This is a genomic window from Lichenihabitans sp. PAMC28606, from assembly GCF_020616535.1.
Taxonomy (GTDB): Bacteria; Pseudomonadota; Alphaproteobacteria; order Rhizobiales; family Beijerinckiaceae; genus Lichenihabitans; species Lichenihabitans psoromatis.
In genome coordinates this window covers 3,824,707-3,851,413 of record NZ_CP085136.1, presented here as the reverse complement: position 1 = coordinate 3,851,413, position 26,707 = coordinate 3,824,707, and the positions used below count along the sequence as shown (strand labels likewise).

At 64.5% G+C, this 26,707-nt stretch carries 20 protein-coding genes and 1 pseudogene; 8 read left to right on the top strand and 13 right to left on the bottom strand.

What is annotated here, in order from left to right; translation table 11 throughout:
* The first annotated feature begins 99 nt into the window (after nt 1-99).
* Nucleotides 100-1,056, top strand: a complete 957-nt coding sequence (locus LGH83_RS18085; RefSeq protein ID WP_227399825.1) for a LysR substrate-binding domain-containing protein — start codon at nt 100-102, stop codon at nt 1,054-1,056.
* Here the strand turns inward: LGH83_RS18085 and LGH83_RS18080 are convergent.
* Both LGH83_RS18080 and LGH83_RS18075 read right to left on the bottom strand, forming a co-directional pair.
* The gene (locus LGH83_RS18080) at nt 1,053-1,295 is read right to left on the bottom strand and encodes a hypothetical protein (RefSeq protein WP_227399824.1); all 243 of its coding nucleotides are present in this window, start codon (nt 1,293-1,295) and stop codon (nt 1,053-1,055) included. The genes LGH83_RS18085 and LGH83_RS18080 overlap by 4 nt on opposite strands.
* A 568-nt stretch (nt 1,296-1,863) precedes the next feature.
* On the bottom strand, nt 1,864-2,775 hold the full coding sequence (locus LGH83_RS18075) for a LysR family transcriptional regulator (protein WP_227399823.1): 912 nt from the start codon (nt 2,773-2,775) through the stop codon (nt 1,864-1,866).
* A 103-nt stretch (nt 2,776-2,878) separates the two neighbouring features.
* Here LGH83_RS18075 and LGH83_RS18070 point away from each other — a divergent pair, with 103 nt between their 5' ends.
* Nucleotides 2,879-3,958: a Gfo/Idh/MocA family protein gene (locus LGH83_RS18070; protein ID WP_227399822.1), complete on the top strand. Its 1,080-nt coding sequence runs from the start codon at nt 2,879-2,881 to the stop codon at nt 3,956-3,958.
* Between the two features lie 477 nt (nt 3,959-4,435).
* Nucleotides 4,436-5,521 (top strand): SDR family oxidoreductase, encoded by a 1,086-nt coding sequence (locus tag LGH83_RS18065; protein ID WP_413771068.1) that lies wholly within the window; start codon nt 4,436-4,438, stop codon nt 5,519-5,521.
* A gap of 159 nt (nt 5,522-5,680) precedes the next feature.
* Here the strand turns inward: LGH83_RS18065 and LGH83_RS18060 are convergent, their stop codons facing one another.
* From LGH83_RS18060 to LGH83_RS18025, 8 genes and pseudogenes are all read right to left on the bottom strand, one after another.
* Nucleotides 5,681-6,334 (bottom strand): 3-oxoacid CoA-transferase subunit B, encoded by a 654-nt coding sequence (locus LGH83_RS18060; RefSeq protein ID WP_131114923.1) that lies wholly within the window; start codon nt 6,332-6,334, stop codon nt 5,681-5,683.
* On the bottom strand, nt 6,334-7,068 hold the full coding sequence (locus LGH83_RS18055) for a CoA transferase subunit A (protein WP_227399820.1): 735 nt from the start codon (nt 7,066-7,068) through the stop codon (nt 6,334-6,336). Before LGH83_RS18055 ends, LGH83_RS18060 begins: the two co-directional genes overlap by 1 nt.
* Nucleotides 7,069-7,184: 116 nt before the next feature.
* Nucleotides 7,185-8,390, bottom strand: coding sequence for a 3-oxoadipyl-CoA thiolase (gene pcaF, locus LGH83_RS18050; protein WP_227399819.1), 1,206 nt, complete (start codon nt 8,388-8,390; stop codon nt 7,185-7,187).
* A gap of 138 nt (nt 8,391-8,528) precedes the next feature.
* Nucleotides 8,529-11,294, bottom strand: coding sequence for a nitrate reductase (locus tag LGH83_RS18045; protein ID WP_227399818.1), 2,766 nt, complete (start codon nt 11,292-11,294; stop codon nt 8,529-8,531).
* Between the two features lie 89 nt (nt 11,295-11,383).
* A pseudogene (locus LGH83_RS18040) lies at nt 11,384-12,613 on the bottom strand (NAD(P)/FAD-dependent oxidoreductase); the annotation flags it as partial.
* Nucleotides 12,610-13,968: an MFS transporter gene (locus LGH83_RS18035; RefSeq protein ID WP_227399817.1), complete on the bottom strand. Its 1,359-nt coding sequence runs from the start codon at nt 13,966-13,968 to the stop codon at nt 12,610-12,612. The pseudogene LGH83_RS18040 and the gene LGH83_RS18035, both read right to left, overlap by 4 nt.
* A 270-nt stretch (nt 13,969-14,238) precedes the next feature.
* Nucleotides 14,239-15,528 carry a CmpA/NrtA family ABC transporter substrate-binding protein gene (locus tag LGH83_RS18030; protein ID WP_227399816.1) on the bottom strand — a complete coding sequence of 430 codons (1,290 nt, stop codon included), beginning with the start codon at nt 15,526-15,528 and terminating at the stop codon, nt 14,239-14,241.
* A 5-nt stretch (nt 15,529-15,533) separates the two neighbouring features.
* A complete protein-coding gene (locus LGH83_RS18025; RefSeq protein WP_131119598.1) occupies nt 15,534-16,121 on the bottom strand; it encodes an ANTAR domain-containing response regulator in 588 nt (195 codons plus the stop codon).
* A 415-nt stretch (nt 16,122-16,536) separates the two neighbouring features.
* Here LGH83_RS18025 and LGH83_RS18020 point away from each other — a divergent pair, with 415 nt between their 5' ends.
* From LGH83_RS18020 to LGH83_RS18010, 3 genes are all read left to right on the top strand, one after another.
* Complete coding sequence (locus tag LGH83_RS18020) at nt 16,537-18,312, top strand: NirA family protein (protein ID WP_227399815.1); 1,776 nt, start codon at nt 16,537-16,539, stop codon at nt 18,310-18,312.
* Nucleotides 18,309-19,940, top strand: a complete 1,632-nt coding sequence (locus tag LGH83_RS18015; protein WP_227399814.1) for a sulfite reductase subunit alpha — start codon at nt 18,309-18,311, stop codon at nt 19,938-19,940. Before LGH83_RS18020 ends, LGH83_RS18015 begins: the two co-directional genes overlap by 4 nt.
* A gap of 178 nt (nt 19,941-20,118) precedes the next feature.
* Entirely contained in the window at nt 20,119-20,784 is a 666-nt protein-coding gene (locus tag LGH83_RS18010; protein WP_264479059.1) for an NADPH-dependent F420 reductase, read from the top strand.
* Between the two features lie 187 nt (nt 20,785-20,971).
* Here the strand turns inward: LGH83_RS18010 and LGH83_RS18005 are convergent, their stop codons facing one another.
* Nucleotides 20,972-21,607: a TetR/AcrR family transcriptional regulator gene (locus LGH83_RS18005; RefSeq protein WP_227399812.1), complete on the bottom strand. Its 636-nt coding sequence runs from the start codon at nt 21,605-21,607 to the stop codon at nt 20,972-20,974.
* 227 nt (nt 21,608-21,834) lie between these two features.
* On the opposite strand from LGH83_RS18005, the gene LGH83_RS18000 reads away from it, so the two are divergent.
* Nucleotides 21,835-22,890, top strand: coding sequence for an NAD(P)-dependent alcohol dehydrogenase (locus LGH83_RS18000; protein ID WP_227399811.1), 1,056 nt, complete (start codon nt 21,835-21,837; stop codon nt 22,888-22,890).
* An 87-nt stretch (nt 22,891-22,977) separates the two neighbouring features.
* On the opposite strand, the gene LGH83_RS17995 is transcribed toward LGH83_RS18000, so the two are convergent.
* Together LGH83_RS17995 and LGH83_RS17990 are read right to left on the bottom strand one after the other, a co-directional pair.
* On the bottom strand, nt 22,978-23,736 hold the full coding sequence (locus LGH83_RS17995) for an SDR family oxidoreductase (RefSeq protein ID WP_227399810.1): 759 nt from the start codon (nt 23,734-23,736) through the stop codon (nt 22,978-22,980).
* A 24-nt stretch (nt 23,737-23,760) separates the two neighbouring features.
* Complete coding sequence (locus LGH83_RS17990) at nt 23,761-24,801, bottom strand: L-idonate 5-dehydrogenase (RefSeq protein WP_227399809.1); 1,041 nt, start codon at nt 24,799-24,801, stop codon at nt 23,761-23,763.
* Between the two features lie 202 nt (nt 24,802-25,003).
* On the opposite strand from LGH83_RS17990, the gene LGH83_RS17985 reads away from it, so the two are divergent.
* Nucleotides 25,004-26,626: an ABC-F family ATP-binding cassette domain-containing protein gene (locus LGH83_RS17985; RefSeq protein ID WP_227399808.1), complete on the top strand. Its 1,623-nt coding sequence runs from the start codon at nt 25,004-25,006 to the stop codon at nt 26,624-26,626.
* Nucleotides 26,627-26,707: the final 81 nt, after the last annotated feature.

Below are 26,707 nucleotides of genomic sequence, written 5' to 3'. Positions count from 1 at the left end.
GTGAGAAAGGCGACCACCGCTTGACGACCTGGTTCTAGATCGACAAAATCGTTTCAACAATCAGGAATAAACAAACTCATATTTCGGTTTTTTGGGACGATGCAGCGTTACACCAACCTGGACATGGATACCCTGCGGACCTTCGTGACGGGGTTCGAGCTCGGCAGCTTTGTGCGCGCCGCCGAGCGGCTTGGGCGCTCGCCATCCGCCATCAGCACGCAGCTGAAGAAGCTGGAAGCCCAGGTCGGGCAGTCCCTCGTCGCCAAAGCAGGCCGGGGCCTCGCGCTCACGGCGGCCGGCGAAAGCCTCCTCGGCTACGCCAAGCGCCTGCTCGATCTCAACGACGAGGCGGTGGAGCGCCTGCGCGGCGCCAATGTCGAGGGCTGGGCGCGTCTCGGACTGCCGCAGGACTTCGCCGAGGCGTGGCTGCCCGCTGTGCTGACCCGCTTCGCGCGGGCGCATCCGAAGGTGCGGATCGAGGTCCAGGTCGACCGGACGGTTCCCCTCATCGAAAAAACTCTGAAGGGCGAACTCGACCTCACTCTTGCCTGGGACGATGGGGCTAGGGCGCCCTATGCCGAGCACGTCGCCGACGTCCCGATCCACTGGATCGGACGGCCCGACTGGCCCGGCGTCGCGAGCCTCGGCGGCGAACCGCTCCCGTTCGTGGCCTTCCAGCCACCCTGCACGTTCCGGTCGGCAGCCGTCGCGGCTCTCAATAGTGTCGGGATGCCTTGGCGCGTGGTGTTCACCAGCCCGAGCCTCGCCGGCCTTCTGGCTGCAGCGGAAGGCGGGCTCGGCATCACGGCCCGGACGAGCTTAGCCATGCCGAAAGCCTTTAGCGTGCTTGATCCTGCGGCGAGCGGGCTCCCGGCCCTGCCGGACGCTCCGCTGTCTCTCCATGTCGCGGAAGCCGAACCCCCGCCCGCGGTCGCACGGCTGAAGGAAATCCTGCTCGAGACGCTCGCGATGCAGATCAGCGAGGGGCGGGTCGGACCGGCTCGCGCTCTCGCCCAAGGCGCATCGTCCGCAAGGGTGCCGCATGAAGAAGCCTAATCCTTTGCGGCTGCTTGATGTGGCTCGGCCTCGCCGAAGTCGAGCACCGCTTCGACGACGCCCCAACCGACGACCAACTGCCTGCCCCATACAGGAAGAGCAGGCGCCGGCCTTCGCCGGCACCCAGCGCGAGCGCCCAGAGCGCCGTCGAGCGCGCCCAAACCTGTCCGGGCGCGGGGCTGGATGCCCTGAGCCAGCCCATAGGCCTCGGCTGCGAACGCGTCAAAAGACAGCGACATGTCGAGCTGTGCTTTTCGACATCGGCGCGAAAGGTCGTGACCGGTCCCGCCGCATTGGTCCGTTTACTTCCTGGAGCTTCGCATGCCGCCCGTTTTGGCCGCCAACGGAACGCCGAATGCTCCTGACGACCTTGGCCGGCACAAGGTGGTTGGCTTTGTCTCCTCGCGGATAAGCCAAACCGCTACCATTGGAGTTCACGCGTGGTGGCGAGGTTTTTGAGGTCATCATCCCTGCGCGAGTCCTGGTCAGCAGCATGGATGCGGGCGCCGTGGCGGTACGGCTCAAACTGGGGCTCTAGCAGGCGCCGCGTTATCGCTTAGCCGATGATCTTGCGTCCGGCACGCTGGTGGAAGTGCTTGCCGACTTCCCGCCGCCGCCTGTGTCGATGCTGCGGGTCTTCGTCGATTGGCTGGTCACAACGCTTGAACCGTATTTCCTCTAGTGCTCTTGCACCGATGCGGTTGTAGCGCTTGAACTGTTTCGGCATACGCCCGTCACAATACTGCAGCTTTGATGACTTCGGGCGTGTGTGAGAGGAGGCCGTCTCCGACCCTTTGTCCGGCCCGATCAGGCGTCCCGTCGCGATCTTGCAGGTAAGGCTGCGGCGATGTGGTCGATGAAGGCGCGCAGCTTGGGTGCCGGCGCCCGGCCGCCGTTGAACAAGAGTAGCAGCGGCCGGAAGGGGGCGTCGTAGCCGGTTAGCACCGGCAGCAGCCTCCCGGCATCGAGGTGCTCGCGGAGCACCGCCTCGGGCTGCAACACGATGCCGCCGCCTGCCGCCGCGATCTGCGCCAACACGCGCCCGTCGTTGACCTGGAGGTGGCTCTGGATGCGGATTGGGTGCGGCACTCCGCCCTTGCTGAAGACCCAATTGAGGTAGGGCAGCCCGGAGGCGTTGGTGAAGCCCAGGCAGGTGTGGCTGATGAGGTCGGCGGGTGTCTCCGGCGTGCCCCTCGAGGCGAGATAGGACGGCGCGGCGCAGGCGAGTTGCTTATGAGGGCTGAGTTCGCGCGCGACGAGCGACGTGTTGGCGATCGGTCCGAGCCGCAGCACGGCGTCATACCCTTCGTCCACGAGGTCGACGAAGCGGTCCGTTAGGTTGAGTTCGACCGTGATGGCGGGATGGCGGGCCATAAAGCCGGTCAAAATAGGCGCGAGCCGGCAGGCGCCGAAGCCTACAGGCGCGCTGATCCGCAGCCGCCCTTGCGGCGTCGCGCCGATCGCCTCCATCACCAATTCCGCGCTTTCGACCTCCACGAGCACGGCACGGCAACGGTCGTAGAACAGGCGCCCGGCCTCGGTCAGGCTCTGTCGCCGCGTGGAACGCTGCAACAGCGTGGCGCCGAGTCGGTCTTCGAGCGCGCGGACATGCTTGCCCACCATCTGCGCGGTCATGCCGAGCCCCTTGCCGGTGGCTGCGAATGATCCCGTGTCGGCTGCGCGGATGAATACCGCCATGCTGGTCAGCCGATCAATCATCCGAAACTCCTGGTTTCTACTGCAGGTTTCACACGAGGTCTTACCATCCGAATAGTGTCGAATATCTTGATCTACGATAAACACACAGAGAAAGGCTGACATCATGGCTTCCGAACTGCGGATTGGGATCATCGGCGCGAATGCGAGCGGCGGCTGGGCAGGCGAGGCCCACGTTCCCGCCGTCAAATCAGTCGGGGGCATGACCCTGGCGGCTGTGGCGACCAACAGCCAGAAGACCGCCGACGAAGCGGCGCACGCCTATGGTGTCGATAAGGCCTACGGCAATGGGCTGGCGCTTATCGCCGATCCGGGCATCGACGTGGTCACCGTGGCAACGCGTGTGCCCGACCATCGCGATCTTATCCTCGCCGCAGTCGCCGCCGGCAAGCATGTCTACAGCGAATGGCCGCTCGGGCGCGGCACCGCGGAAGCCTCCGAGATCGCAAAGGCGGCGGAGGCGGCGGGCGTCAGGAACGCCATCGGACTGCAGCTCCGCGGCAGCCCTGCCGTAGCCCAGGCGCGGGAGATGATCGCGTCCGGCGCGCTTGGCCGCATCTTCAGCCTCAGCGCGCTCTCGACCACGATGGGTTTCGGGCCGGACGTCCCGCCACAGTTCGCCTATCTGGAGGACCCCGCCGCCTTCGCCAACATGGTCACCATCCAAGGGGCGCACACGCTCGACCTGCTGCTAGCGCTCGGGGGCGGCATCGAAAGCGTCTCCGCCCTCGCCTCCCGCCAGTTCCCGGTGATTGAGGTTGGTGAGCCACGGGAGACGCGGCAGCGCGTCACCTTCGACCATCTGCTCGCGCATGGTCGGTTCGCCGCGAATGTGCCGTTCACCATGGAGGTGGCCGGCGGCCGCACGAAGGCGACGCCTTTTTACCTCGACATCGTCGGCGAGAAGGGCATCCTGCGCCTCGACGGTGGCGCGCCGCGCGGGCTCCAGGCCGGCCGCGTCGGCCTGCTGCGCGATGGCGAGCGGCTGCAAGTCGACGAGGGCGAGCGCAGGGGTCTATCAGATGGCGCCCTGAACGTCGCCGGTGTTTATGCGGCGCTCCGCGACGACATCGTGATGGGATCGTCGAGCGTGACAAGCTTCGCTCATGCGGTCCGCCTGACCCGGCTCATCGAGGATGCGTTGGCGTCGCCGAATGGCGATCTCCAACGGGTCCACGAAGGCTAGGCGCAACCTTCGCGCGCGACGGTTCGTCGACCAGCGTTTGCATCAGCAAGAATCTGCAGCGAGGTTCCTGGCGCTGCTCGACCGGATGAGGGCGGGATCGGCGGCTTACTCGACAGCAGCGCGGACGTCGGCGGGCGACTGACCGAGCCGATCGGATCGTCAACCGAGTTGAGAGCGCTCGCGGAGGTGTTTTCGTGCCCGAGGAGCCGACGTGATCAGGTAAACTACCGGGCCGCCAAGCCGATCGGCGACAAGCGCGGCGTGGTCGTGAGCGGGAACTATGATCGAGCCTCCGCCGTAAACCAATGGACAAGACCTTCGGCCCGAACGCGGACACGACGCGGACCGATGATCGAGGCGGCCTTGGTGCGACGACAACGCGAGCCGGCTTTCGCCAACGGCGATGGTCAGCGCGCCTTTTTGGGTTGTGGAACCGAAAAAAGGCGACCAAGGCTCCGTCGAGGCCGAACAGCAAGGATGAGAACCATGACCAAGAAAAATGCGCTCGTCGTCGGCGTGACCGGAATTTCCGGAAGCAACGTCGCCGACCTCCTGGTTGCCGAAGGCTGGACTGTCCACGGTCTGGCACGGCGTCCCCCGCAAGATCGGCCCGGCATCCATCCGGTCACGGCCGATCTTCTCGATCCAGCGAGCGTTGCAAAAGCCGTCACGGGCCTCGATATCGGCCATGTCTTCTTCTGCACCTGGGCACGCCAGGAGACGGAAGACGAGAATTGCCGGGTCAATGGCGCGATGCTGCAGAACCTGCTCGATGCTGTCACGAAAACCTCCAGCATCGAACATGTCGCGCTTGTGACCGGTCTGAAGCACTACCTCGGCCCGTTCGAATCCTATGGCAAAGTGAAACCCGATACCCCGTTCCGGGAAGATCAGGCTCGCCTCCCCTACCAAAACTTCTACTACGACCAGGAAGACATCCTTTTCGCAGCGGCCGCGAGGTCGAACTTTGCCTGGTCGGTGCATCGTCCCCACACACTCATCGGCTGGGCGCTGGGCAATGCGATGAACATGGGCGTGACCCTGGCGGTCTATGCGGCCATCTGCAAGGAAACCGGGCGCGACTTCCTGTTTCCCGGCACGCCGCAGCAGCACGAGGCTGTGACGGACGTGACCGATGCCCGGATCCTGGCGCGACAGTTGCTGTGGGCCTCAACCACGCCCTCGGCCTACAATCAGGCGTTTAACATCGTCAATGGCGATGTTTTCCGCTGGCGTCGGCTGTGGGGAACGATCGCGGCCTATCTCGGCGTATCGGTCGCGCCCTATCCGGGTCACCCGACGCCGCTCGCAGAGCAGATGGCTGGCGAGGACGCGACCTGGGACCGGATCGTCGAGAAACATGGCTTGCGACCGTATCGTCTCAAGACCCTTGCCTCGTGGTGGCATACCGATGCCGATCTCGGCCGCGAGCTCGAGACCTTCACGGACATGACGAAGAGCCGGGAGTTCGGGTTCATGGATCTGCAAGTGACCGAGCGGTCGTTTACGGAGCTTTTCGATCGCCTTCGCGCCGAGAAGATCATCCCGCCGCGCGAGGATTGAGCACAAAAACCCGCGCCGGTGGGTGAAGGTCGAACCTTTGGCGCGGACCCGACGAGGTCATGTGAACGCTGGTGCCCGCTCGAGCGCCTTCACCTTCGGGACAATGAGCTCCAGAGGGTCAGCAGCAGTGTCGTCGGAACGCGCGGGATCTGCGGCTGATCAGGCCACCTTGGTCACCCCATCGACATAGTCGGCTTCGGTCTTAGCCCTGATCTCGTCTGGTGTGACACCGGGGGCACATTCGATCAGCGTGGCACCACCCTGCCGCTTGTCGATCGCAAACACCGCAAGATCGGTGATGACGACATCCACGACGCCTGCGCCGGTCAAGGGCAGCGAGCAGGCGTGCAGAAACTTCGGCCCGCCCGCTTTGTCTGTATGTTCCATCACCACGACGACGCGTTTGACGCCCGCCACAAGATCCATGGCGCCGCCCATGCCCTTGATCATCTTGCCCGGGATCGTCCAATTGGCGAGATCGCCCCTCTCGCCCACCTGCATGGCGCCGAGGATCGCAAGATCGATATGGCCACCGCGGATCATCGCGAAACTATCGGCCGACGAAAAGAAACTCGAGGTCGGCAAGGCCGTCACGGTCTGTTTGCCAGCGTTGATGAGGTCGGCATCGACTTCGTCGTCATAGGGGAACGGCCCAATGCCAAGCATGCCGTTTTCGCTCTGCAGCGTCACGGTCAGACCGTCGGGAACGTAATTGGCCACCAATGTCGGAATGCCGATGCCGAGATTGACGTAATAACCGTCCTGCAATTCCTGCGCGGCCCGTGCGGCCATCTGTTCGCGTGTCCAGGCCATCAGTTGTTCTCCCCGGAAGCCATCGCCGCGGGGCGGACCCGCACCGTGCGCTGCTCGATCTTCTTCTCGTAACCAGGACCCTGGATGATGCGGTCCACGTAGATGCCGGGCGTGTGGATGCCGTCCGGATCGAGCGTGCCGGGTTCGACGATCTCCTCCACTTCGGCGATTGTCACCTTGGCGGCCGTCGCCATGTTGGGATTGAAGTTCCGCGCCGTCTTGCGATAGACGAGGTTGCCCTCGCGATCGCCTTTCCAGGCTTTGACGATCGCGACATCGGCCTTCAGCCAGGTCTCGCGGACGTAGGTCTCACCATCGAACACCTCGGTCGGCTTACCCTCGGCCACCACGGTCCCGACCCCGGTTTTGGTGTAGAAGGCCGGGATCCCCGCGCCGCCGGCGCGGATGCGCTCGGCCAGCGTGCCCTGCGGGTTCAGCTCGAGCTCCAGCTTGCCCGACAGATAGAGGTCGGCGAATAGCTTGTTCTCGCCGACGTAGGACGAGATCATCTTGTCGATCTGGCCAGCGTTCAGCAACACCCAAAGACCAAAGCCGTCGGCTCCGCAATTGTTCGAGATGACGGTCAGGTGCTTGACGCCCGTGTCCTTCAGGGCCGGGATCAAATGCTCCGGATTACCCGAGAGGCCAAAGCCGCCCGACATGATCGTCATTCCGTCAAACACGACTCCCTCGAGCGCCGATCGCGCATCCGGGTAGACTTTGTTCCGCGACATCCCTGGCCCTCTCGTTTCGCGCCCAACTTAGACGATCGGCGCACCGGGTACAGCGCCCGGCACCATCGATGCGCATGTGAAATCCGAATTGATCGGCCGTTATGATCGGCCACGTGTCAGACGGCCTCAAGCGCGATGGCGATGCCCTGCCCGACGCCGATACACATGGTGGCCAAGGCCCGCCGACCGCCCATGGCGCGAAGCTGAAGAGCCGCGGTTCCGGTGATGCGCGCCCCCGAGGCACCGAGCGGGTGCCCGATCGCGATGCCGCCGCCATTCGGGTTAACGTGCGGCGCGTCGTCGGCCAACCCCAGCTCGCGCAGCACGGCGAGCGCTTGGCTGGCAAAGGCCTCGTTGAGCTCGATCGTGTCGAACGCGCCGATCGAAAGACCAAGCCGGGCCATGAGCTTTCGCGTCGCCGGCACGGGACCGATCCCCATGATGCGTGGCGGCACACCGGCCGTCGCGGCGCCGAGAATACGGTCAATGGGGCAAAGCCCGAACCGCTCGACCGCGGCCCCGGATGCGATCAAAAACGCCGCGGCACCATCGTTGACGCCGGACGCATTGCCGGCCGTCACCGTGCCGCCTACGCGAAACGGCGTCGACAGCTTGGCCAGCGCCTCGATGGTGGTTCCGGCGCGGGGATGCTCGTCTTTGTCCACGCTGATCGGGTCGCCCTTGCGCCGCAGAACCGCCACAGGTGTGATCTCCTGCCCGAGCCGGCCGCTCGCTTGGGCCGCCACTGCGCGTTGCTGGCTGCGAAGCGCGAAGGCGTCTTGGTCCTGGCGCGAGATGTCGAAGTCGGCGGCGACGTTCTCGCCAGTCTCCGGCATCGAATCGACGCCATACAGGTCCCGCATGCGCGCATTGACGAAACGCCATCCGATCGTCGTATCGTGGATCTCGGCCTGTCGCGAGAAAGCGGTTTCGGCTTTCGGCATGACGAACGGCGCCCGCGACATGCTCTCGACGCCGCCGGCGACGATCAGATCGGCCTCGCCGCTCTTGATCTGCCGCGCCGCGATCGCGATGGCGTCCATCCCGGAGCCGCAGAGGCGATTGACGGTTGTGCCGGGAACCGACACCGGCAAGCCTGCCAGCAGAGCCGCCATACGGGCGACGTTGCGGTTGTCCTCACCAGCCTGGTTGGCACAACCGAGCATGACCTCGTCGATCGCCTCGAGATCGAGCGCCGGATGACGGGCCATCAGCGCCGCGATGACGGTCGCGGCCAGATCGTCCGGCCGCACTGAGGCGAGCGTCCCACCGAAACGGCCGATCGGCGTCCGGATGTAATCGACGATGAAGGCGTCTGTCATGCTGTCGTCCCTCGGCGCGATAGCGAGTCAGGCCGGCATACAACGTCCGAGGCTCGGCGCAACCATCGCCGCATTCAGCTCATCGATGCGGCGGCTCACCCCCATGAACCGTGAGCGATCCCTCCTGCAACACCATCGTCAAGCGCGTGAAAGAGCACCGGTTAAAATGCGCTGGATTTCGGGCCGGCAGGATCCGCAATTGGTCCCCGCCTTCAGGGCGGCGCCAACCTCCGCGACCGTGGTGCAACCCCCGACCGTGATGGCGGTCCGGATCTGGTTGCTCCCGACCTGAAAACACGAGCAGATCGTGTCACCGCGATCAATCCGGCCCGCGCCGGGACGGCCGGCCAGGAGGCGGAACGCTTCGGCTTCGCTCACGGCATCCGTCAGCGCGCTTGCCACGAAGGCGCGAGCCACGGCAACGGGCCGAGGCGCGACGAACAGGACCGCGTCGAGGCGGCCCGCGCGAAGAACGGCCATGCGATAGTGGCCGCTTCGCGGGTCGTCATAGGTGATCAGGCGTGCTTCCGCCTCGGTCGCTCCGAGCAGAACCGCCGCGACGGTCGGCCAGTCAGCGATGGCTTCCAGCCCGGCGAGTTCCGTCTGCCACCCTTCGGCGACGCGAGCCGAGACCCAATAATCTTGTCCAGCACCATTCAGTTTTTGCCGGGTCACCGCAAAACCATACCAGCGGGCCGGAAAAGGTCTGACCCGCGCCAGCGCCATCTTGGAGGCCGGCTGCCCCGAGACCGGATCGGTGTGGCCGGATATCAGCGCATCCACCCGTGCGGCACTGGCAAATTGATCGGTCCAGTGCATGGGCACGAAAACCGAACCTCGCTTCTGGTCGTCGGAAATTTGGGCCCTTCCGACCATGCGTCCGCTCGCACTCTCGCAGAGCGCGAGGTCGCCATGCAGGATGCCGGCCTCGCGAGCATCGTCGGGGTGAAGCGTAACGGCCGGCTCCGGCAGATGAGCGGAGAGACGCGGTGATTTTCCCGTGCGCGTCATCGTATGCCATTGGTCGCGGATCCGCCCCGTGTTGAGCGTCAGCGGATAGGCCGGATTGACGGCACGCGGCTTCGGAGCGTGGGTCGGGACGAAGCGGGCGCGACGGTCCGGCGTGAAGAATCGGCCGTCTGCGAAGAAGCGGCGTGTCCCCAATGTCTCGCCGGCTCGGATGGGCCAGTAGACGGGCGCCATCCGCTCGTAATCGTCGCGATCGAGGTCGGCGAGGCCGCCGATATCGAAGTCGCGCGTCCCCGCGTTGCCGACGGTCGAGAGCGAAGCATGCTCCTTGAAGATTTCGGCGGCATCGGCAAAACCGAACTCCGCCTGAAAGCCCATCCGGCTTGCCACCTGATCGACGATCCACCAATCGGGCTTGGCGTCACCCGGTGGGGCCATGAACGGCCGTTGCCGGGTGATGCACCGCTCGGAATTCGTCACCGTTCCGTCTTTTTCACCCCAGGCCGCCGCAGGCAGCAGCACATGCGCCAGACGCGTCGTGTCGGTGTCCCGGATGACGTCGGAACAGACCACGAAAGGACAACAGGCGAGCGCGTCGCGCACGCCATCCGCCTCCGGCATCGAGTCGACCGGATTGGTGGCGATGATCCAGAGCGCCTTGACACGCCCGTCCCCGACGGCACGAAACAGATCGACGGCTTTGAGGCCGCCCCGCGTCGCCATGCGCGGCGCGTTCCAGAATCCGCGAACGAGATCGCGATGGGCGGGATCGTCGATGTCGAGATGAGCCGCAAGCTGGTTGGCGAGACCGCCGACTTCGCGGCCGCCCATGGCGTTCGGCTGGCCGGTAATCGAAAACGGTCCCATGCCGGGCCGGCCGATGCGGCCGGTCATCAGGTGGCAGTTGATGATCGCATTGACCTTGTCGGTGCCGCAGACCGACTGATTGACGCCCTGCGAGAAGACGGTGACGACGCGCTCGGTCGCGGCGAACAGATCGTAGAAGGTCGCGATATCGGCCGACGCAAGCCCGGTGGCGCGCGCCACGGCGGCCGCGTCGAGACCCGTGGTCGCAGCGAGCGCCTCCGCGAGGCCGGTCGTATGCGCCTCGACGTAATCGCTGTCGGCCGCCGCCCCGGCGAGATGGCGCAGAAGACCGTTGAAGAGCGCGACATCGCCATCGGCCTCGATCGGCAGGTGCAGGTCGGCCTGCTCGGCCGTCGGCGTGCGGCGCGGATCGATCACGACCAATCGCATGCCTCGCATCTCGCGCGCCGCCATCATCCGCTGAAAAAGGACCGGGTGGCACCACGCGAAATTGGAGCCGACCAGGACCACGAGATCCGCCTCTTCCAGATCCGCATAGGTTCCCGGCACCGTGTCGGCCCCGAAAGCGCGCTTATGGCCCGCCACCGAGGACGCCATGCAAAGCCGGGAATTGGTGTCGATATTGCCGGAGCCGATGAACCCTTTCATCAGCTTGTTGGCGACGTAATAATCCTCGGTCAACAATTGCCCGGACACGTAGAACGCCACCGCGTCCGGGCCGTGGTCGGCAATGGTCTGCGAGAAGCGGCGTGCGACGTGGTCGAGCGCCACATCCCACGTGGCTCGTTCGCCTTGCACCTCTGGGTGGAGAAGCCGGTCGTCGAGCGACAGAGTCTCGGCCAAGGCCGAGCCTTTGGAGCAGAGCCGTCCTGCATTGGCCGGGTGGTCTGGATCGCCCCTGACGGAGACGGCGCCAGTCCCGGCCACATCGGCCAGCACCCCGCAGCCGACGCCGCAATAGGGGCAGGTCGTCTTGACGGTACGGACATTGGGGGACGGTCGAGCTTCGGCACGTCGAGACGGATCGACGACGGCGTTCGCGTTCGATAATCCGCGACCCACCTCGACATCGGTCCGACGCTCCAGGGACGCTGGGCTGTCCATCATGCCACACGACGCGCGGCGGCCCCAAGGGCCTCAGACGTCGCCGCCGCCATGATCACGGCGGCCGGCATCGTGGCTGCGGCTTCACCGGCCGGAACCGACGCGATCGCGCCCGGGTCGGCGAAGCCTTGACCGAAGATCAGCCCGTCTCGCAACAGCGTCACGTCGGCGCGGCTTTGGACAAGATCGAAGAACCAGGCGCCGTCCTCCGTGTCGCCGTAGAGCACAGCCCCGAGCAATCGTCCGTCGCGCAGCACCAGACGGCGGTAGATCTGCCGGGCCGGATCGCGAAGCACGATCTCGTCGCGATCCTCGCCGGTTGCAAAATCGCCAGCCGAGAACAGGCTGATACCCGTGACCTTCAGCTTCGTCGCGGTGACCGATCCCCCATAGACCGCATGAGTGTCGCCGATGAGCCGCGCCGCCACGACGCTTGCCATCTCGTAAAGCGGCGCGACGAGCCCGTAGCATTGGCCGCGATGCTCCACGCATTCGCCGACCGCCAAGATCGACGGATCGCTGGTCTGCAAGCCGTCGTCGACCACCACGCCGCGTTTCACATCAAGGCCAGCGTCTTTGGCCAGCATCGCGTTTGGACGGATTCCGACCGCCATGACGAGCAGATCGGCCGGGATTTCGCTGCCGTCGGCGAAGCGGACGCCCTCGACCCGCTCGGTGCCGAGAATCGCAGTGGTGCTGGCGTAGCACCGCACCGCGATGCCGCGTGCCTCGAGGGTCCGTTGCAGCATGAGCCCCGCCTCGGGATCGAGCTGTCGATCCATCAAGGTCGGCATGAGATGAACGACCGTGACCTCCATGCCCCGCATGGCGAGGCCTGCCGCAGCCTCGAGGCCCAGAAGGCCCCCACCGATCACCACGGCCTTGCCGCCGCGCCGCGCCGCTTCCTGCATGGCCAGGACGTCGTCGAGGTCGCGATAGACGCGCACGCCCGGCAGCGTCGCGCCGGGAATCGGCACGATGAAGGGTGAGGACCCCGTCGCGATCAACAGTTTGTCGTAAGGCACGACGAGACCGTCGCGCGTCGTTACGGTTTTGTGGTCACGATCGATCGCGACGATCGTGCTGCCGCGATGAAGCGTCACGCCGTGTCGATCGTACCAAGCCTCGTCATGGATCAGGATGTCGTCATAAGCCGCCTCCCCCGACAGGACGGGCGACAGCATGATCCGGTTATAGTTGACGCGCGGTTCGGAACCGAAGACCGTCACGTCGTAGCGTCCGGGCGCTTTAGCGAAAAGCTCCTCCATGGCGCGTCCGGCCGCCATGCCGTTGCCGATGATGACGAGGCGCTCGCGGCTCATGCTGGGCTAGCCACGGCGATGCCGGTGTTCCGCAGCATGCGGCGGCGCGCCACGGCCTCGTCATACAGGGCTTTCTCGGTGTCCCGATGCTTGACCGAGAAGCGGATCGTGACGGCGCATAGCGCGGCGACGATGACGCAGCAGCCCATGATGAACAAGGCTTGCGGCAGTCCACCAACACCCTTGAGAAGAAAGCCGGCCGCAACGCCGCCGACATTGCCGCCCGCGCCGACAATCCCCGTGACCCCGCCCAACGCCTTGCGATCGACGAACGGCACCAACGCGTAAATGGCGCCGCACGACATATGCGTGAACAGCCCGAACACCAGCATGGCGGCGATCGCCCAACCGACCGAGGTCATGGTCGAGAATGCAAGCAGGCCCAACCCCTCACAGGCCAGAAACCCCACGAGGAGGAGCGTACGCCCCTGCAGACCCCAGCCGCGCGCGATCCGATCCGACGTGAGGCCGCCCAGTGCGCGCGCGAACAAGGCCAGAAGGCCGAAGCTGCCGGCCGCGAAGCCCGCATTTGCCAGCGTCAACCCAAACTTATCGACATAGTAGCTGGCCGCGACATTGTGGATGAAGAGTTCGATGCCGAAGCTCGCCGCGTAGCAGAGCGCCAGGACCCACACGCGAAAATTGGCGCTGGCCTGCCGAAACACGTCCCAGCCGCCCTTTTTGCCCGTTTCGATCGCGATCCCCCGGGCGCGCAGATCCATGATGTCGCCTTCCGGCGTATCCTGAGTCAGCGTCCAGTAGAGGACGGCCACGATCAGCATCATGACGCCAGGAACGATCATCGCGAGCCGCCAGCCAAGGCTTTGGCTGATGCCGAGGCTGACGATGGCCGCGAGAAGGATCGGCATGACCGATTGCGTGACGCCCCCGCCCGCATTCCCCCATCCGCCGACCGTCGCATTGGCGGTCCCGACAACATTGGGCGCGAACATCACCGACGTATGGAATTGGGTGATGACGAAGCTTGCGCCGATCGCGCCGATCGCGAGCCGAAAGATCAAAAAACCCATGTAGGACTGGGCAAAGGCGATCCCCATTACCGGGATGGCGCCCAGCGCCAGCAATGCCGTGTAGGTGCGGCGCGGACCAAACCGGTCGCAGAGCGGTCCCACGATCAGGCGAACCAGGATCGTGATGCCGACAGCCGCGATGTTGATGTTGGCGATCTGGTCGGGCGTGAGATGAAACTCACCTTTGATCACGGGCATCAGCGGCGCGACCGCGAACCACGCGAAGAAGCACACGAAAAACGCGAGCCAACTCAGATGGAAGGCCCGCATCTGCGGCGTCGAAAAACTGAACAGATTGATGCTGGTGGCTTTTTGCGAAAGCATGTCACGATCCCGCTGAACGAATGAACGACAGCTGGCGCACCAAGAGACGCCGCCAGCTTATGGAGCGGTCTGGCGTCGTTGCCTGACACGGGGCCCTATGACCCCAGGGGCTGAGCCCGAATGATGGAGGTGCCGCTCGGACCGCCACTGGTCCTGAAGGCGAAGCGAGACGAACGTTCCTCTCACTTGAAACTAGGATAGATTGAGAGATGCAAGCCGCAAGTACAAAATATAGGCCGAGACTGCTCAACTCATTTGCATAGTGTCGACCTAAGATCGAAAAGAGGCAATGTATTGGTCAAGTTGATCCGGATCGAACAAACGGCCGTCGAAGAAGCCATCGGGCCCCAACGTCATCCGGCCCAGGCGCGACGCGACCGGGGTCGGCCGCTGCAACGCACCCTCGACCTTGGCACTAGCGCGCGGCAGATCGGCCCCGATCGGCGCCAGCGCGGCGCGATAGAGATCCGGTCGATACACCCGCCGCGCGGTGTCGGCATGCGCGGCCGTATGGTCGACATGCCCCCATCGAACCATCTGGGCGTAAAACCAAAGCGCATGGCTCAACCACGGGAAATTCGCGGCATGCTCGTGAAAGACGAGGAAGTCCGCCACCGGTTCGGCTGCCGTCCCGGGGACACGGGTCAGCGTCCCCCGCAGGTCGCTTTCGATGATGGCCGCGGGGGTGCCGAGATAAGCGGGGTCGGACAGCAGGAGCGCCAACTCGCCGATGTTTGCCGGGTCGGCGGCCCACCGCGCGGCTTCATAGAGCGCGCGAACCATGGCGGCCGTCTGCTCGGGGAAGCGGTCGGCGAACTCCGCCCGCAGCCCCAACACCTTCTCGGGCCCCTGACGCCACAACGCCGATTTGGTGACCGCGATGACGCCCGCGCCGGCCGCCACAGCCAGCGAATTCCACGGCTCGCCGGCGCAGAAGCCGTCGATCTGCCGTTCGATCATTCCATCCACCATCATCGATGGAGGGAGCACCGCCAGCCGAACCTCGTTATCGGGATCGAGACCGGCCGATGCCAGCCAATACCGAAGTTCGTAATTGTGGCTGGAAAACGGATGCACGATCGCAAGCGTCGGCGGTTCACGGCCCGCAGCCTGGCGGTCGCGCAGCACGATCGCGAGAGCGCGTCCGACCGCCATCGGCTCGAAGCGGCGAAACTGGTCCGTATCGCCAGCCGTCGTCTCGGCCATCGCCGCAAAGAGATCGAGCGAGAGCGTGACGGCGTTTCCGCCGAGCCCGAGCGAAAATGGAGCCACCATGGCGACGGCCGGGCGGCCCAACCCCAGGCTCGACGCGATCGGCATCGGCCCCGGCATATGGGCAGCATCGAAATGCCCAAGCGCGACACGATCACGGATGTTGGCCCAAGACACTTCCCGCATCAATGTGAGATCCAGACCCTCGCGGCGTGCGAACCCCTTTTCGGCCGCGACGACGAGCGGCGCGCAATCCACGAGAGGGATGAAGCCGAGCGTCAAGGCACCCGTTGCGGCGTCGTTGCCGAGACGCTCCCCTCGCGACGGTCGTGCGGGCTCATGAGCCATTTCAATCATTCCAGCAACTTCATGGCGGTGATCAATCCTTGGGCGACCTCTGCGACCCGGCGGCTTTCCTTCATGGCCGTGGTTCGGAGCAGCGCATAGGCGTCCTCTTCAGACAAGCTGCGGTTTTTCATCAAGATGCCCTTGGCTTTGTCGATCACCTTGCGATCCTGCAGCGCCTGCTTGGTCCGATCGAGTTCATCGCGCAGGCGATTAAGCGCGTTGAACCGGCTGATCGCCGTATCCAGCACCGACTTGACCCGATCCCGCTTCAGGCCGTTGACCACATAGGCCGACACTCCGGCATCGATGGCGGCCTCGATCGAGGCGCGGTCGGATTGGTCGACGAACATCGCGACCGGCCGCCTGACGGTCCGCGAGACCTGAAACATCTCATCGAGCACATCCCGGTTCGGATTGCCGAGATCGATCATGATCACCTCCGGATCGACCTCGACGATCCGGCGGAGCAACTGACGCATTTCGGTGATGACCGTGACCGAGGTGTGGCCGGCCTCTCGAAGGCCCGACTCGATCATGGCGGCGCGGGTCGCGTCGTCGTCGATCACCAGGATGCGATAATCGCCTTCGATCATGCTCTCAGTGTCGGGCAAAGCCGCTCATTGTGCAATGCGGAAGAGCGGTGCCGACGGGCAACCATGTATCCGACGCATGTTTTGGGCAATATTGCCGCGACTTGCACAACTAACGTCCAGCACGTGCCGGAAACTTAGGCTTGGCACTTCTCGATTTAAACATCATAACTCTTAGCATTGCGGTGCAGATACCGATGCGACGCCGCATTTCTTTCTCGCGCATGGGCCAATGAAGGCCGAAGCGCTCGACCCGGACGAACGGGTTCCCGACCGAAAGCGCTGCCTTGCGTTCAAACAATCCGCTGCCGCAGCGGAGAGGTTTGGGAAGCCGGCGTCATGTCTTCCGCAATCCACATCGTCAGCGACACCAATCCGACAAACGCGCGACCCTGATCGGCCGCACAGGAGAGCCTCAATGGGCGACGTCTTCTCTCCCGAACAGCGACGATGGCTCGAGGGGTTCGCCTCGGGAGCGGCCGCCGTGCGGGTCATTCCGGCGCCGAACAGCCAGCCTGCCGAGCCGACCGGTCCCGATGCCGCGCATGCCAAGGCGCAGAACCGAACGCTGGCGGAGGGTAAGAAACTCGCCGACCAAGAGAAGTGGAAGCGCGCCGAAAATCCGTTTGAGTCCTACATGCGGCTCAAGATCGAGGCGCTTGCCGGTACCAAGCCCAAACCGGAGGACAACTTTCGCTGGCGCTATCACGGCCTTTTCTACGTGGCGCCCGCACAAGAGAGCTACATGTGCCGGTTGCGTCTTCCCAACGGCATTCTCACCCATTGGCAATTTGCAGGCATCGCCGACATCGCGGAGCGAGGCGGCGGCGGCTATACCCACGTAACGACCCGCGCCAATCTCCAGATCCGTGAGATCACGCCGGAGAACGGGCCGCCGTTGCTCGAGGCACTGACCGACATCGGCATCGTCTCGCGCGGGTCGGGCGCCGACAACATCCGCAATGTCACCGGCACCGCCACGGCCGGCATCGATCCGCATGAGCTCATCGACACGCGTCCCCATGCGCGGGATTGGCATCACCACATTCTCAACAGCCGCGAGATGTACGGGCTGCCGCGCAAATTCAACGTGGCCTTCGATGGCGGCGGCGCGATTGCGACACTCGAAGACACCAACGACATCGGCTTCCAGGCGGTGGCGGTGCCGGACGGATCGATGGGGCAGGACGGCGTCTCGATCGCGCCCGGCGTCTGGTATCGCCTGGCGCTCGGGGGCATCACGGGCCATCAGGATTTTGCACGCGACACAGGTGTCATCGTCAAACCAGAGGACGCAACCCTCGTGGCCGACGCGATCGTGCGCGTCTTCATCGACCACGGCGACCGGACGAACCGCAATAAAGCCCGCTTGAAATATGTGCTCGATGCGTGGGGCTTCGCCAAATTCCTCGTCGCGGTCGAGGCCCTGCTCGGCAAGACGCTCACCCGCATCGACGCCGCCTCGATCGCGCCGCGTCCGGCCTATGACCGGATGGCGCATGTCGGCGTGCACCCGCAGAAGCAGGCTGGACTGAACTGGATCGGCATCGTGTTGCCGACCGGCAAGATGACCTGCGCGCAGATGCGGGTTTTGGCCGACATCTCCCGCTCGTGCGGCGACGGCGATATCCGGCTCACGGTGTGGCAGAATCTGCTGATCTCCGGCGTGCCGGATGGCGCCTTGGCCGAAGCAAAGACCCGCATCGAGGCAAGTGGGCTCGGCTGGGAGACGACGCCGATCCGCGCCGGCCTCATCGCCTGCACCGGCAACCAGGGCTGCAAGTTCGCGGCCTCCGACACCAAGCGGCATGCGCTGGCGATCGCGGACCATTGCGAACCGCGGGTCGCGCTCGACCAGCCCATCAACATCCACCTGACAGGCTGCCACAACTCCTGCGCGCAGCATTACATTGGCGACATCGGCCTGATCGGAGCCAAGGTGACGATCAATGACGACGGCGACCAGGTCGAGGGCTATCATCTGCATGTCGGGGGTGGATACGGCACCGACGCCGGCATCGCCCGACTGCTCTATTCCGACGTCACGGCCGACGATGTGCCGGTTCGCGTCGAAGGTCTTTTGCGGGCGTATCTCGATCATCGATCCGACCCGGCGGAGGGATTTGCGGCTTTCGCGCGGCGCCACGACCCCGACCAGCTGCGAGCCTTGGTGGCAGCGGAGATGATGGCATGACGATACAAAGCCCTGTCCAGCGCCTGGACCTCGTGCCCGAAAGCGCGCCCTTTTCGGAGGAACAGCGCGTCTGGCTCTCGGGGTTTTTCGCTGCGGCACTCGGCCCGATCGCGTCGCCCGAAGCGCTGTCCCAGGCGGCGTTGATCGCCCTTGGCGTCCCAACCCAAGGAGCACCATCCGGCCCCGTTCTCGCCACCAACGATGAGGCACCCTGGCACGATCCGGCGCTGGCAGCGCCGGAGCGCATGACGATGGCCGAAGGGCGCCCGCTCGCGCCGCGCCTGATGGCCGCCATGGCGCAGCAGGATTGTGGCCAATGCGGTTACAACTGCGCCGACTACGCCAATTCGATCTTCCTCAAAAGCGAGACGCGCCTGAACCTCTGCGCGCCGGGCGGCAAGGAAACGGCACGGCTGGTGAAGGGCCTTGTGGTCGAGCTCGACGCGGCACCATCGTCCAACGCCGCTGTGACGCTAGAAATTCCGGCCGCGGAAGCGGGCTCGAAGCCGATCCTGGCGATCGGTCTGTGCCGGGAGGCTCCGGGCGAGGCGACATTTCTGTCGCGTCGCAGGCTCAACAGCGACGGCTCCGAGAAAGAGACGCTGCACATCGCGTTCAAGCTCGGCGAGCATCTCGACTATGAGGCTGGCGATAGTTTCGGGATCTTCCCCAAGAACCACGAGGGTCATGTCGATCAGATCATCGCGCTGCTGGGGGCCTCGCCACGGACCGAGATCCGTGGCCGCAGCTTGCGCGACGTCTTGATCGATGAGGTCGCGCTCGGCGCGGCACCGGACTCGCTGTTCGAGTTATTCTCCTACATTCTCGGCGGCACGGATCGGGAGACGGCCCGCGCTTTGGCGCGCGGCGAGGATCCGCATGGGGATGCGGCCACCACTGATGTGCTGGCGGCCCTGCACAAGTTCCCCAAGGCGCGGCCGCATCCTGAAGCTTTCGTCGACGCGCTCGACCCCCTGCAACCGCGCCTCTATTCGATTTCGTCCTCGCCGAAAACGGAAGCCGGGTTGCTGACCTTGACGGTCGATACGGTGCGCTACATCGTCGGTAAGCGAAAGCGGCTCGGGGTGGCCTCGACCTATCTTGGCGAACGCGCGGTGCCGGGCGATAAGCTCAAGGTCTACATTCAGAAGGCCCATGGGTTCGCGCTGCCGCCGGATCCGAACACCCCCGTCATCATGGTGGGACCCGGAACCGGCGTCGCACCGTTCCGCGCCTTTTTGCATGAGCGCAAAGCCATCGCGGCGCCGGGGCCCAACTGGCTGTTTTTCGGCCACCAGCGCCAGGCGACAGACTTCTTCTACCGGGATGAACTCGAGGCCATGCAGGCCTCCGGCCATCTCACCAGACTGTCCCTCGCCTGGTCGCGCGACGCGGATCAAAAATTCTATGTGCAGGACCGGATGCGCGAGGTCGGACCCGCGCTTTGGCAATGGCTCGAGCAAGGCGCGCATTTTTATGTCTGCGGCGACGCCAAGCGCATGGCCAAGGATGTCGAAGGCGCCATGGTCGACATCGCCGCCCAGCACGGTGGCAAGAGCCGCGACGATGCCGTGGCCTTCGTGGCGCAGTTGAAGAAGGCGGGCCGCTATCAGGCGGACGTCTATTGATGTCGCTTCGACCGAGGTGACCGGGCCGGTCGGGCTTGCTCGTCCGGCCCGTGTGGGGTGGTGCTGCACCTCGAAGCGGCGTAACGCTGAGCGACCCTCAATGAGGAACCGCGCCCGCGGACAAGCGCAACCATTGATCGTCCCGCTGGCTCGTCTCCCTCACACAGCAGGTTCGCTCATGAAAATCGGCATTATTGGTGCAGGCCAGATCGGCGGCACATTGACACGCCGCCTGACGAGCCTCGGGCATCATGTCCTGGTCGCAAACTCGCGCGGTCCAGAAACGCTGCGAGCTCTGACTGAGGAGACCGGCGCCGTCGCGGTCTGGGCCGTCGAGGCCGTTCGCGACGTGGATCTCGTCGTCGTCACGATCCCGGAAAAAGACATCCCCGATCTGCCAGCCGGCTTGTTCGCCGATGCGGCGGAGGGCTTGGTCGTGATCGACACGGGCAATTACTATCCGCGCCAGCGCGATGGCCTTATTGCGCCGATCGAAGGCGGTTTGCCGGAAAGCCTCTGGGTCGAGCAGCAACTCGGGCGTCCCGTCGTCAAGGCCTTCAACAACATTCAAGCCCAGCACCTCATGGATTTGGGTCAGCCTGCGGGAACGCCGGGGCGCATCGCCCTCCCGGTCGCGGGTGACGATCAGGCCGCGAAGGCCACCGTCATGGCTCTTGTCGATGCCCTGGGGTTTGATCCCGTCGACGCGGGCGGGCTCGATGCGTCCTGGCGGCAGCAGCCAGGAACGCCTGTTTACGGCGCCGATCATGACAGCGCCGGGGTCCGCCGCGCCCTGGACGAGGCCGACAAGCTCCGCAAACCGGAATGGCGCGCCTTCCCTTGAAGCTGCGTCCGCGTTGACCGCGATCGCTTCGATGGCGATCGACGCGCCTTAAAGCCGGATTATGTCGCGGAGGCGGCAAGCTGCTTCAAAAGGGCAGAAGCGGCGGCGCCAGAGGATGCGGGGTTCTGCCCCGTGATCAGAAGGCCGTTCGAGATGGATGACATCCTGATTCGATGCCTCGCGACCGTCAAACGAGTGGTTTCACGTCGTCTTGTTTCACCGTGGGTAGGTGCAGCAGCGCGCAAGTGGTCGTCATGGCGGAGAGGAACGGCTGCGTCGTCCTCACGATCTTGACCATCACGCTGGCGCCCAGCCACAATTGGTAGAGGCTTTGGGCGACCTCGAAGGGATCTGTGTCGATCGCAACCGATCCGTCCGCCACGCCGGCCGCGATTCCCTCGCCCAGCCGTCGCATGATCTCGGTCGTTCCGCGCTGCAGCGCCAAACGCATCGGATCCGACAAATCGGCGACCTCGGCGCCGAGTTTGACGGCAAGGCACTTCCCCTGACAATCAAACACCGACTGGGTCTGCTGCCAATGCGTCCAGTAGTTCATCAAACGCTCTGCCGCCGTCAGGCCGGGCTCGCCGAGCGTGCGATCGAGATCGATCAGGTAATCGTCGAAATAGCTCTCGAGAAGCGCCACCCCAAACGCGTCTTTCGAGCCGAAATAATGGTAGAATGATCCCTTCGGAACGCCCGCCGTCGTGAGGATCTCGTTCAAGCCGACGGCCGAAAAGCCCTTGCCGGCCATCAGACGTTGACCGGTGTCGAGGATGTCCTGGCGGACACCGGAATGATCAGGTGCGGTTGAACGGCTCATGTTAAAAATATAGGCTTGATTAGACCAGTCGTATAGGGCTTAGAAGTCACGTCGCTGCGGAGGTTTGGCAGCGGCCCAGCTCGGCGTCGCGGCAAAGTCGGAAACCGCCGGGCGTTCGTTGCGTGTCGTGCCGCGGCAGGCGAGCGCCTGACATCGACGGCGTGCCGTCGTCGGAGCATCAAACGCCGATGTGTCGCGACCGGCGCCATGCACCAAAAGGAGCACCCATGTTCACTTGTGTCGGATATTCATCCACATCACCCGAAGCGCCCCTCAAGCCTGTCAGCTTCGAGCGTCGCGATTGCGGCCCAACAGACGTTCAGATCGATATTCTCTATTGCGGCGTCTGCCATTCCGACCTGCATCAAGCGCGGAACGAGTGGCAAAACACGATGTATCCGTGCGTTCCCGGGCACGAAATCGTCGGTAAGATCAGCAAGGTCGGAAACGCCGTCACCAAGTTCAAGGTCGGCGATCTTGCCGGTGTCGGCTGCCTCGTCGATTCCTGTCGTGACTGCCCGTCCTGCGCCGAAGGTCTCGAGAACTATTGCGAGAAGGGCCAGACCTTCACGTATAACAGCGAGGACAAGGTGTCCGGCGGCATTACATTCGGCGGCTATTCGGCGGCCGTCGTCGTGGACGAAGCCTTCACCCTGCGGATCCCGGACAACCTCGATCTCGCGGCCGTCGCGCCTCTGCTGTGCGCCGGCATCACGACCTACTCGCCGTTGAAGCACTGGAAGGTCGGGCCCGGTCAGAAGGTTGGCATCGTCGGTCTCGGCGGGCTCGGGCATATGGCGGTGAAGCTGGCCCATGCGATGGGCGCCCATACGGTGCTGTTCACGACCTCGCCCGACAAGGTCGCGGACGCGAAGGCGCTTGGAGCCGATGAGGTCGTTCTGTCCAAGAACCCCGACGAGATGGCGGCTCACGCCAATTCGTTCGACTTCATCCTCGATGCGGTCGCAGCACCGCACGACATCAATGCCTATCTCAACCTGCTCAAGCGCGACGCGACCCTGTGCCAGGTGGGTGCCCCCGACAAGCCGCTGGCCACCAACGTGTTCAGCCTGATCTTCAAGCGGCGCAACTTCGCCGGCTCGCTGATCGGCGGCATCGCCGAGACGCAGGAAATGCTCGATTTCTGCGGCCAGCATGGCATCACGGCCGACATCGAGATGATCCGCATGGATGCGATCGAAGACGCCTTCGCCCGAATGGTGAAGAGCGACGTCAAATATCGCTTCGTCATCGACATGAAGACGCTGCCGACGGCCGCCTGATCAGCAGCGCGGCAGGCTCACCGCCTGCCGCGTCTCTTCCGAAAGAGGACCGGCCCGCCGGCCCGATGCCTGAACCGAAATGTTCGGTCAAAGACTGCTGGTGATGCCGCCATCGACGTAAAGAACGTGGCCGGTCACGAAGCTCGACGCATCGGAGGCCAGGAACAAGGCCGCGCCGATGAGTTCGTCGACATTCCCCCAACGCCCGAGCGGCGTCCGCTTGGTCAACCAGGCCGTGAACTCCTCGTTCTTGACCAGGGCGTCGTTCAACTCCGTCTTGAAGTAGCCGGGCCCGAGGCCGTTCACGCGTATGCCGTGCGGCCCCCAGTCGACCGCCATACCCTTCGTCAGCATTTTCAGGCCGCCTTTCGAGGCGGTGTAAGGCGCAATCGACGCCCGCCCCAATTCGCTCTGGACCGAGCAGATGTTGACGATGGAACCGCGGCGGCGCGGGATCATGCAACGGGCGACCGCCTGTCCGACGTAGAAGGCGCTGAACAGGTTGGTCTCGAGAACATTCCGGAACGCCTCCACCGGAAAATCCTGCAGCGGAGCCCGGTGCTGAATGCCGGCATTGTTGATCAGAATGTCGATGGGGCCGACGTCGGCCTCGATCCCGGCGACCGCCTCCGCAACACCTTGTGGATCGGTCACGTCGAAGACCGACGGGGTGGCGACCAAGCCCGCCTCGACCAACCGCCCGCAGGCCGCGTGGACCGCAGCCTCGCTCCGACCATTGATCACGAGTCGGGCGCCGGCCTTGCCGAGTCCCTCGGCCAGCGCGAAGCCGATGCCGCGGCTCGATCCGGTGATCAAGGCCACGCGGCCGTTCAGGTCAAACATCATCGAAACTCCGAGCGCGATAGGATCTTAGAAAGCGAGTTGAATTTTCATGCTGCGGCTTTTGTCCGCGGCTTGCTCAAACGCGCGCTGCGCCTCGTCGACCGGGATCACGTCGGTCAGCAGCGGCCGCACATCGATCAAGCGATCGGCGATGAAGCCCACGGCGGTGCGAAACTCGTCGTCGAAGCGGAAACTGCCGCGCAGCTCGAGTTCCTTGGTGACGATCAGCGACATCGGCAGAGTGGCCTCGGCACCCTGCCCAACCAGAACGAGGCGACCGCGCGGCCGCACGATCTGTAGCCCGGCCAGCAAAGTGCTGGCGCTTCCGGCCGCCTCGAACATCACGTCGAATTGGCCTTTCTCGGGCGTGAATGCGTCGAGCGACTGGGGCTCTGCTTGCACGTTGATGGTCCGGTCCGCGCCGACAGCGCGGGCGATCGCCAGCGGAGCATCCACCACGTCGGTCACGACAATCTCGGCCGCTCCGGCACGGCGGGCCGCCATCGCGGTCAAGACGCCGATCGGCCCCGAGCCGGTCACGAGCACGCGCTTGCCGAGCAGAGATCCGGCTTGGTTCACGGCGTGGAGGCAGACGGCGAGCGGTTCGGCGAAAGCCGCTTCGGTCAGCGACACATGGTCCGGCACCGGCACGACCTGTTCGTCCGTGCAGGTCAGAACCTCCCGGAACCCGCCTTGCACATGCGGAAATCGCATCGCGCTGCCGTAGAACCGCATCTCCAGACAGTGATTGTGCAGCCCAAGCCGACAGAAACGACATTGTCCGCAGGCAAGGCTCGGGTTGACCGCGACCTTCTGGCCCGGTGAGACAGCGACCACGTCGCGGCCGATCGCCAGAACGGTCCCGGCGATCTCGTGGCCGAGGATCATCGGCTCCTTGAGCCGAACCATCCCGAAGCCGCCATGCCGAAAGTAATGCAGATCGGAACCGCAGATGCCCCCTGCCCCGATGCGGACCCTGACATCGGACGGGCCGAGCGTTTGCTCTTTGTCCGCCTTGATGTCGTCGACGCGAAGATCGCCTGCCGCGTGAATCACGACCGCCTTCATGGGCCTCCCTTTCGTTTCTCGATCCCGCCAAACGGGTGTCATCCGATCGTGGGACGATCTTGCCGGACGGGCAAGGCCCTCGTCGCGCTTTGGCGTCAGTTTGGGTGCGAGCCTGGGCTGACGCTCGGGAAATTAAGTCCGCGCCCTTTCGCTCCCGCCGCGCATGTCGTAAGGGCGCCGCACATCTCCCAGGTTCCTGCACATGATTCGTCTCGAAAAAATCGTCAAACAGAACGGCAACCAGATTGTCTTTATCGAAGCGTCCGCCGCGCTTCAGAAAGGCGAGAAGGTCGGGCTCGTCGGCCCCAATGGCGCTGGGAAGACGACGCTGTTCCGCCTGATCACCGGCCAGGAGAAGCCCGACGAAGGTAACGTCGGCACCGATCGCGGCATCACGATCGGCTATTTTAGCCAGGACGTCGGCGAGATGGAGGGCCGCAGCGCCGTTGCTGAGGTGATGGACGGCACCGGCCCGGTCAGCGCCGTGGCGGCCGAGCTGAAAGAGCTCGAGACCCAAATGGCGGACCCGGACCTCGCCGACGACATGGATGCGATCATCGAGCGTTACGGCGAGGTGCAAGGACGCTTCGAGGAACTCGACGGTTACGCGCTCGAGGGTCGCGCCCGGGAAGTGCTGGCAGGCCTCAGCTTCACCCAGGAGATGATGGACGGCGATGTCGGCGGCCTGTCGGGCGGCTGGAAGATGCGTGTGGCTCTGGCCCGCATCCTCCTGATGCGCCCCGATGCGATGCTACTCGACGAGCCGAGCAACCATCTCGATCTCGAAAGCCTGATCTGGCTCGAAGCCTTCCTCAAGGCTTATGACGGCGCCCTGCTCATGACCTCGCATGATCGCGAATTCATGAATCGCATCGTCACCCGCGTCGTCGAAATCGATGGCGGCACACTGACGAGCTATTCGGGCGATTACGGCTTTTACGAACAGCAGCGCGCCCTCAACGAAAAGCAGCAGCAGGCGCAGTTCGAGCGGCAGCAGGCGATGCTGTCCAAGGAGATCAAGTTTATCGAGCGCTTCAAGGCGCGCGCCTCGCATGCGGCGCAGGTGCAGAGCCGCGTCAAGAAGCTCGATAAGATCGAGCGTGTGGAACCACCGAAGCGCCGTCAATCGGTGGCATTCGACTTTCCGCCCGCGCCGCGGTCGGGCGATGACGTCGTCAGCCTCAAGCAGGTCAACAAGGCTTATGGCAGCCGGACCATCTACGAAGGGCTGGATTTCGTCGTGAGCCGCAAGGAGCGCTGGTGCGTGATGGGTATCAATGGCGCCGGCAAATCGACGCTGCTGAAGCTCGTGACCGGCTCGACCAAGCCCGACACGGGAACAGTGGCGCTCGGCGGCAGTGTCAAGTTGGGCTATTTCGCCCAGCACGCCATGGATCTGCTGGATGGCGAGCACACGGTGTTTCAGGCGCTGGAATATGCCTTTCCGCAGGCCGGCCAAGGTTCGCTGCGCGCGCTCGCCGGCTGTTTTGGCTTTTCGGGCGACGATGTGGAAAAGCGCTGCCGGGTTCTGTCGGGCGGTGAGAAGGCGCGGCTCGTGATGGCCAAGATGCTGTTCGACCCGCCAAACTTTTTGGTGCTGGACGAGCCCACCAACCATCTCGACATCGGCACCAAGGAAATGCTGATCACCGCACTTTCGCACTATGAAGGCACCATGCTGTTCGTATCGCATGATCGCCACTTCCTCGGCGCGCTCTCCAATCGCGTCCTCGAACTGACGCCCGACGGCATCCACCAATATGGCGGCGGCTATACCGAATATGTGGCCCGGACGGGACAGGAAGCGCCGGGGCTGCGGAGCTAAGCGGCGGGCTCGCGTGGCGCGACGGCGGGAAGTGCTCTTTGGGTTGATTGATAATCTGGTCGAACCGAGAGCGGCGGCTCG